The organism is Streptomyces sp. NWU339, assembly GCF_003143855.1.
Taxonomy (GTDB): Bacteria; Actinomycetota; Actinomycetes; order Streptomycetales; family Streptomycetaceae; genus Streptomyces.
In genome coordinates, this window is sequence record NZ_QFRK01000144.1 from 1 (window position 1) to 6,649 (window position 6,649).

The window sequence follows — 6,649 nt, forward strand, 5'->3', positions numbered from 1 at the left end:
CCCGGGACCACGCCCGCGGACGGCCTCGCGGGCGGCCGGCGGGGGGGCGGGCCGGACCTGCGGACCGGGGGCAACGGCCGGCGCCGTCAGGTGCCGGCCCCGCCCGCGGTGGCCGGGCCGGCCCGGCCACCGCGGGCGGGGCCGGCCGGCGCGGCGGCCCGCACGACGGGCGCGCCCCGGGTCTCGGCGACCAGCAGGGCGACACCGGCGCGCAGGCCCTCGGCCTGGGCCGCCCGCCGCAGCCGGTGCGCGGCACTGCCGTCGGCCAGCGCCCGCGCGAGCAGTTCGTGCACGTGCTGCCAGTCGCCAAACGCCTCCAGCGCCGGGCGCAGCCGCACCGCCAGGCCGTGCAGCACCCCGCGGGCGGGGGCGGCGCGCCGGGCGACCGGATCGACCAGCGCGCCCTCCAGGCCCGAGCGGGCGGCCCGCCAGGTGGCGGCCCGCAGCCACTCGTGGTGGCCGTCGCACCAAGGGCCGCCCCCGCGGGCCAGCCGGTCGCACGCGTCGTGGACCAGCGCCCGGAAGAGCCCCGCGACCAGCACCACCGTCTCCACCCGCGGACAGGCGTCGCAGATCCGCAGCTCCAGCGTGCGCTGGTGCGCGGAGGGCCGCACGTCGTGGTAGTCCATGCCGGGGTCGCTGATGACGCCCGAGCCGATCAGCTCCCCCAGCGCCGCGTCGTAGCCGGCGGCGTCCGGGTAGTGGCCGGCCGGCCCGGCGGTGGGCCAGCGCTGGCACAGCATCGTGCGCCAGCTCGCGTAGCCGGTGTCCGCGCCGAGCCAGAACGGTGAGCTGGCGGACAGCGCCAGCAGCGGCGGCAGCCAGGGCGAGACCAGGCACATAGCTTGCACGGCGGTGTCCGGGTCGGGTACGTCGACGTGCAGCTGCGCGCTGCAGACGAGCTGCTCGTCGGCGACCCTGCGGTACTCGTCGGCCATGTGCCGGTAGCGGCGCTTGGCGGTGACCGTGCGGGGGCTCGGCCGGGCCAGCGGCACGGTGCCGGCGGCCACCGGCGCCAGGCCCAGCGAGGAGGCCGCCGCGTCCAGCCGGCGCCGGGAGCCGGCCAGGTCCGCGTGGAGGGCSTCGAGGGTGTGGTGGACGCCGCTGTTGCTCTCCACCGCCGACTGCTGCAGCTCGGTGGTGAACCCGGGCCCGTCCAGCCGGTCCAGCACGGCGCGGGCGCGCGGCACCAGCCGGCCGCTCTCCGCGTCCAGCACGTGGAACTCTTCCTCCGCCCCGATGCGCAACGTCACGTTCTCCCCCTGCCCGGGTGCTCGCTGGGCCGTCGCATCCGCGTCCCGCCGGGGACCCTCGCGGCTCCGGGGCTCCGGGTGCCCAGCCCGGGGCCGTCGCAAGCCTTTCGCCCCTGTGGGGGGCTCGGAAAGTCATTGCTGCAGGCGGGGGGCGGCGATGCGGCGTCGGCCGGCTCCCTCTCGGCGTGTCCCGTTCACGGAAAGTAAGAGCTCGCGCGGATAGGGGTGGGGTCATGGTCGGCGGTTCGGGCGTTCGCTCCAGCGGCGGGTTGTCCATGCCCGTCGGATCAGACTACGCACGGTGATGATCGTGTCGGCGAGGTCGAAGAACGCGTCGATGACGGTGGCGCGCCGCTCGTAGCAGCGGGCGAGTCGGTGGAAGGCGTTCTGCCAGGCGTGCGTGCGTTCGACGTGCCAACGCCGGCTGGCCTGGATCGGCGCTTTCTCACCTTTGTGCGCGATGCGGCCGCGGAGGCCGCGCTCGCTGAGCAGGGCGCGGGTCTTGTCCGAGTCGTAGCCGGCGTCCAGGTGCACCGCGATCTCGTCGGGCAACGTTGGATCAGGCAGATGCCCCCAGCCCGTTCGCTGTCGGCACCAAGGCGGTCACCAGGCGGCGGACGAGCCGGGCGTTTTCTCCTGGCTGGGGGCTGCCGTGCATCAGCAGGTGGTGGACGGTTCCCGCCAGGGCGAGCGCGAGCATCGCGCCGTCGGCGTCGGTGGGGATGCGTCCGAGGCGCTGCTCGCCCTCCACGTAGCGGGCCATGGCTTCCTCGACGGCTCCGGGGCCGGGGGCACCGGTGGCCCATGCCCGGCGTACCCGCTCAGCCACCGCCTGTCGGGAGACCGCCGCTGCCGCGATCGCCGGACCGCTCGTGCCCAGCAGCGTGAGGGCCGCGCTGATCAGGTTTTCCCGCACGTCGCCCTCCCCCGCACGCCCCGGCAAGGACCGAACCTCGGCGGCGATCCGCTCGAAGCGGTCCAGGACGAGCTGCGCCACGAAGTCGTCCAGGTTGGCGAAGTGGTTGTACAGCAGCCCCTTGGCGCAGCCCGCCTCCTCCGTGACGGCCCGGTTGGTCAACCCGGCCGCTCCCTCGCGGGCGAGCACCCGCTCGGCCGCGGTGAACAGCCGCTCACGGACGTCGGGGGTCGCTACACCACGCGGTGACATCGGGGCCTCCAGGTCGAGTTGCCAGTATGGGCGTCTGCCCATACCTTGGGTATGGGCAGACGCCCATACTATCTCTCCGACGGGAACGATCCGATGCACGAGCTCGTCAACACCGCACAGTTCGAGGCCTGGAACGGCGACGAAGGCTGGCACTGGAGCGATCACCACGACCGCTGGAACGCGATCAACCAGGGCTTCAATCAACCGCTGCTCGAAGCCGCCGGGATCGGCCCCGTGGACCGGGTGCTCGACATCGGCTGCGGCGCGGGCCAGACCACCCGGCTCGCCGCCAGGACTGCCTCCCGCGGCGCCGCTCTCGGCCTCGACCTCTCCGGGCCGATGCTCACCAAGGCACGCGCCCAGGCCGCCGAGGAGGGCCTGGACCGCATCACCTTCGAGCAGGGCGACGCCCAGGTCCATCCTCTGCCCCCATCCGCGTTCGACGTCGCCATCAGCCGGTTCGGGGTCATGTTCTTCGACGACCCGGTCGCCGCGTTCAGCAACATCGGCCAGGCCCTTCGCCTCGGCGGCCGACTCGTCTTCGTCTGCATGGCCGACCCGGCCCGCAGCGAGTGGGTGCCCGTGTTCGGCACGGCACGCGCCCATCTGCCCCTGCCCGCCGAGGAGCCGGCCACCCCCGACGGGCCAGGGATGTTCTCGCTCGCCGACCCCTCTGTCATCCACCGGATCCTGGAAACGGCCGGCTTCGACAACGTGCGCACCGAGCCCGTCGAGACCCTCAGTGACTTCGGACGCGACGCCCACGAAGCGGCCGATCACCTGCTCGGATCAGGCCCCGGCCGGCACCTGGTCCAGCTGCTCGACTCCGCGAGCAGCGTCGACAGCGCGGACCGAGCGAGCGGCGCCGACAGCGTGCGAGCCGCGTTCACCGTCGCTCTTGCCGCCCATGAGCAGCCCGCAGGTGTCCACCTCCGCACCTCCGCCTGGCTCGTCACGGCGACGCGACGCTGAGCCCCGCCGCCCGGCCCGCCACTGCTCCGCAGAGTCGCGCAATTGGATGCGGTGGAAGACCTTGGCGGCAGCACGGGCACAGGTCCTGGTGATCATGGAGTTGCGACGCTCTGTGATCACTGGAGAGACCTGTGCCCTTGCTGCCATCATGGCTCACCGAACCGCTCTGGGACCAATTCGCGGCCCTGCTGCCCGAGCGGCCGGAGTTCCACCCGGACCATCCGCTCGGCTGCCACCGCCGGCGCATCAGCGACCGGATCATCTTCGACAAGATGCTGCAGCTGCTGCGCTTCGGCTGTTCTTACGAGGCGCTCGCCGACACAGCCTGCTCGGCCACCACGATCCGCAGCCGCCGCGATGAGTGGATACGACTGGGCGTCTTCGCCCGGCTCAAGCAGATCGCGCTCGACTCCTACGACCGGATCGTCGGCCTTGTCCTCGACCAGATCGCCGTGGACGGCTCCATCACCAAGGCTCCCGGAGGCGGCGAGGTGGCCCGGCGTTCCCCGGTCGACCGCGGCAAACAGGGCCTGAAACGCTCGGGCATGACGGACGGGTACGGCATTCCCCTGGGTCGTGTCCTGGCCGGTGCCAACCGTCACGACTTCCCGCTGCTCGCCCCGACCCTGGACCGTCTGGAGGGCCTCGGCCCATTGCCCGACGAGATCACCGTGCACCTGGACGCCGGCTACGACTCGGACACCCCCCGCGCTCTGCTCAGCGAGCGCGGCCTCCGCGGCCGCATCGCGCACAAAGGTGAGAAAGCGCCGATCCAGGCCAGCCGGCGTTGGCACGTCGAACGCACGCACGCCTGGCAGAACGCCTTCCACCGACTCGCCCGCTGCTACGAGCGGCGCGCCATCGTCATCGACGCGTTCTTCGACCTCGCCGACACGATCATCACCGTGCGTAGTCTGATCCGACGGGCATGGACAACCCGCCGCTGGAGCGAATGCCCGAACCGCCGACCATGACCCCACCCCTATCCGCGCGAGCTCTTAATCGCGTGCTCTTCGTCTTCGGGTGGCAGGTCCCAGTACGTGTCCCAGCCGCCTGGGAGCGCGATGTGCAGGACTTGGCCCGGCCAGGCGTGGTTGCAGTCGCGGCTGCGGCGGGCAACGAGCCACTCCCGCCAGCCGGCGAGACCATGTCCGCCGTGCCGGATGGCGTTTTGGTCATAGCCGGTCAGGAACGCGGCGAGCATGTGGAAAGAGCTCTTGCCGACGAACATTCCGGGGCGTTGGCCAACGCAGGCGAAATACTCGCGTTCGCTCATCTCCGCGAGGGGCTTCATCTGCCTTCCCTTGCCCGCGCGAGTCATGAGTTGTCGCTGGTGGGGTGCAGGATGGCCTCGGCGATTTCGCGCACGCGATCCAGGGTGATGCCGGTCCGCTGCTCGACAGCGAGGGGGTGGTCGGTGGGTTCGAGCTCGATGAAGGGGCGGTCGCCGACCGGGCGGCTGTGAGCGTAAGTCTTCAGGTTGACCGTGCTCGGTGAGTAGAGAGGCAGATCGGTGGTCAGCCAGCCGAAGTACGGAGCCTCAGACTCACGTCCTGGGGTGTCCCAGAGGTCCGCCATGCGGGCGAAGCTCTCGCGACTGAGGGAAACCCAGACGCCCCAGGAGAACACTTCGTCGCTGCCGATCACTGGTATCTCGACCAGCCCCTTGACGAAGTAGTGCTGCCCCTTGATGACGCACTGATCCGACGACAGCAGGCAGTCGGGGGCATCGGCGAAGCTCGGGTCCCAGACGTAGGGAGCCGCGGCCGAGTAGTGCATCGCCAGGTCGGCGTGGCGCTCGCCGCAATACGAGCAAGTGAATCCCAGATCAGCGGTCATGAGGTGGAGCCTAGCGATCGGCTTCGCACGTTATTCACCGTGGCCTCGCGGGTTGGCCGACCTTCGGCATGCCCAGGTCCACCGGCCCCCGCTTGAGTGTCTGGTCGATCTGGGGGATCTCGTCGTTGGCGCCGGCGAGGCTGACCCGGAGCCCTTCAATCTCACCGAGCCAGCCTTGCCCTTGCCCTTGCCGAAATCCTCGTCCGGGCAGGTCAGGCGGCATGCCCGTACGCGTGGAGAAGGCCGCCGAGGCGATCGCATCGTCGTACCCCGAGGCAGGCGATCTGGTCCGGATCGACGATCGACGCGGACAACGGGTTCAACGGGCGGGCGTTCGCGATGCCCTGATGGGGCCGGTGCACATGGTGGAAACGCTCGAATTCCCGCAGGGCGTGGAGCAGATGCCGCTGATCCCAGATCAAGGTCCGGTCCAGCAGCTCGCGCCGGCAGGTCTGCACCCAGCGTTCCATGACCGCATTCATCCGCGGCATCCGGACACCGCCGGGCACGACCTCGAGCCCCGCATCGGCGAGGACCGCGCCGGACAGGGCGGGGAACTTCCCGTCCCGGTCCCGGATCAGGAACCGCGCCCGGCAGCCGGCATCCTCCAGTTCCATGACGAGATTCCTCGTGGCCGGCGCCACCCACGAGGCCGTCGGGTGCGCGGTCGCGCCCAGGATCCGGATCCGCCGGCCGGCSTGCTCGAGCACGGCGAACACGTACCGGCGCACCCCGGTCAGGGTGACCGTCTCGAAGAAGTCGCAGGCCGGCAGCGCGTCGGCCGGGGGGCGCAGGAAGCCGGCCCACGTGCCGGAGGTCCGCTCGGGCGCCGGGCCGCTCCCGGCCYCCCGCGGGATCTCCCAGACCGKGGAGGCGGCGACCKTCACGCCCGGCACCGGCAGCTCGCCGTGCAGGCGCCGGCAGCCCCACGYGGGATTCTCCCGTGCCGGGCGCAGTACCACGGCGCGGAGGGAGCGCACGGTGCGGGCCCGGGCGCTTCGGCCTGGACTGGGCGGCGTGGCGGCGGGCGACCGGGTCGCGGTGCCCACGGAGCACCGGGTCCGGCCGCACCGGCAGCCGCAGCCTGCGCGGCACGTCCCGCGGCAGCCGGTACGGCAGCGCCGCCGGCAAAGCCCGGTCACTCGGGCTGAAGCGCACCTTCTCCTTGCCGAGTGGGCGCTCCGGCACCGACAGTTGGTGGCGCAGGGCGAGGATCTSCAYGTCCTTGTCCCGATCGCTCATCGACAGCAGGCGCGGCAGGGCGAATGCGTTCGCCCTGCCCAGGTAGGCCGGTCGCAGCAGCACGGTTGGTCATCATGCCGCGTTGATCGACAGCCGCGCGACGGCACGGACTCGACCGGCCGCACTCGACCTCCCGTACACCCCGCACGCCGGCTCCGACCAGGGCGGATGAGGT

7 protein-coding genes and 1 pseudogene are annotated in these 6,649 nt (G+C 71.9%); 2 read left to right on the forward strand and 6 right to left on the reverse strand.

The features are described 5' to 3' along the window. Window positions 1-86: 86 nt before the first annotated feature. The 3 genes and pseudogenes from DIZ27_RS44405 to DIZ27_RS44415 all read right to left on the reverse strand — a co-directional run bounded on the left by DIZ27_RS44405 (window position 87) and on the right by DIZ27_RS44415 (window position 2,421). Window positions 87-1,253, reverse strand: a complete 1,167-nt coding sequence (locus DIZ27_RS44405; RefSeq protein ID WP_109383912.1) for a YbdK family carboxylate-amine ligase — start codon at window positions 1,251-1,253, stop codon at window positions 87-89. Window positions 1,254-1,484: 231 nt separating this feature from the next. Next, window positions 1,485-1,805: pseudogene (locus DIZ27_RS44410) on the reverse strand (transposase); the annotation flags it as partial. A 7-nt stretch (window positions 1,806-1,812) separates the two neighbouring features. After that, the gene (locus tag DIZ27_RS44415) at window positions 1,813-2,421 is read right to left on the reverse strand and encodes a TetR/AcrR family transcriptional regulator (protein ID WP_109383913.1); all 609 of its coding nucleotides are present in this window, start codon (window positions 2,419-2,421) and stop codon (window positions 1,813-1,815) included. Between the two features lie 93 nt (window positions 2,422-2,514). On the opposite strand from DIZ27_RS44415, the gene DIZ27_RS44420 reads away from it, so the two are divergent. Both DIZ27_RS44420 and DIZ27_RS44425 read left to right on the forward strand, forming a co-directional pair. Beyond that, entirely contained in the window at window positions 2,515-3,393 is an 879-nt protein-coding gene (locus DIZ27_RS44420; protein ID WP_109383914.1) for a class I SAM-dependent methyltransferase, read from the forward strand. 131 nt (window positions 3,394-3,524) lie between these two features. Beyond that, window positions 3,525-4,367 carry an IS5 family transposase gene (locus DIZ27_RS44425; RefSeq protein ID WP_109383915.1) on the forward strand — a complete coding sequence of 281 codons (843 nt, stop codon included), beginning with the start codon at window positions 3,525-3,527 and terminating at the stop codon, window positions 4,365-4,367. A gap of 8 nt (window positions 4,368-4,375) precedes the next feature. On the opposite strand, the gene DIZ27_RS44430 is transcribed toward DIZ27_RS44425, so the two are convergent. From DIZ27_RS44430 to DIZ27_RS49165, 3 genes are all read right to left on the reverse strand, one after another. After that, window positions 4,376-4,687: a hypothetical protein gene (locus tag DIZ27_RS44430; RefSeq protein ID WP_109383916.1), complete on the reverse strand. Its 312-nt coding sequence runs from the start codon at window positions 4,685-4,687 to the stop codon at window positions 4,376-4,378. Window positions 4,688-4,710: 23 nt separating this feature from the next. Further along, the gene (locus DIZ27_RS44435) at window positions 4,711-5,172 is read right to left on the reverse strand and encodes a DUF2199 domain-containing protein (RefSeq protein WP_258308924.1); all 462 of its coding nucleotides are present in this window, start codon (window positions 5,170-5,172) and stop codon (window positions 4,711-4,713) included. A gap of 272 nt (window positions 5,173-5,444) precedes the next feature. Then, on the reverse strand, window positions 5,445-6,119 hold the full coding sequence (locus DIZ27_RS49165) for an IS481 family transposase (protein WP_375232092.1): 675 nt from the start codon (window positions 6,117-6,119) through the stop codon (window positions 5,445-5,447). Window positions 6,120-6,649 lie beyond the last annotated feature (530 nt).

Coding starts and splice junctions, on each gene's coding strand:
- DIZ27_RS44415 (WP_109383913.1), bottom strand. CDS start 2,421: ATGTCACCGCGTGGTGTAGCGACCCCCGACGTCCGTGAGCGGCTGTTC.
- DIZ27_RS44420 (WP_109383914.1), top strand. CDS start 2,515: ATGCACGAGCTCGTCAACACCGCACAGTTCGAGGCCTGGAACGGCGAC.
- DIZ27_RS44430 (WP_109383916.1), bottom strand. CDS start 4,687: ATGAAGCCCCTCGCGGAGATGAGCGAACGCGAGTATTTCGCCTGCGTT.
- DIZ27_RS44435 (WP_258308924.1), bottom strand. CDS start 5,172: ATGCACTACTCGGCCGCGGCTCCCTACGTCTGGGACCCGAGCTTCGCC.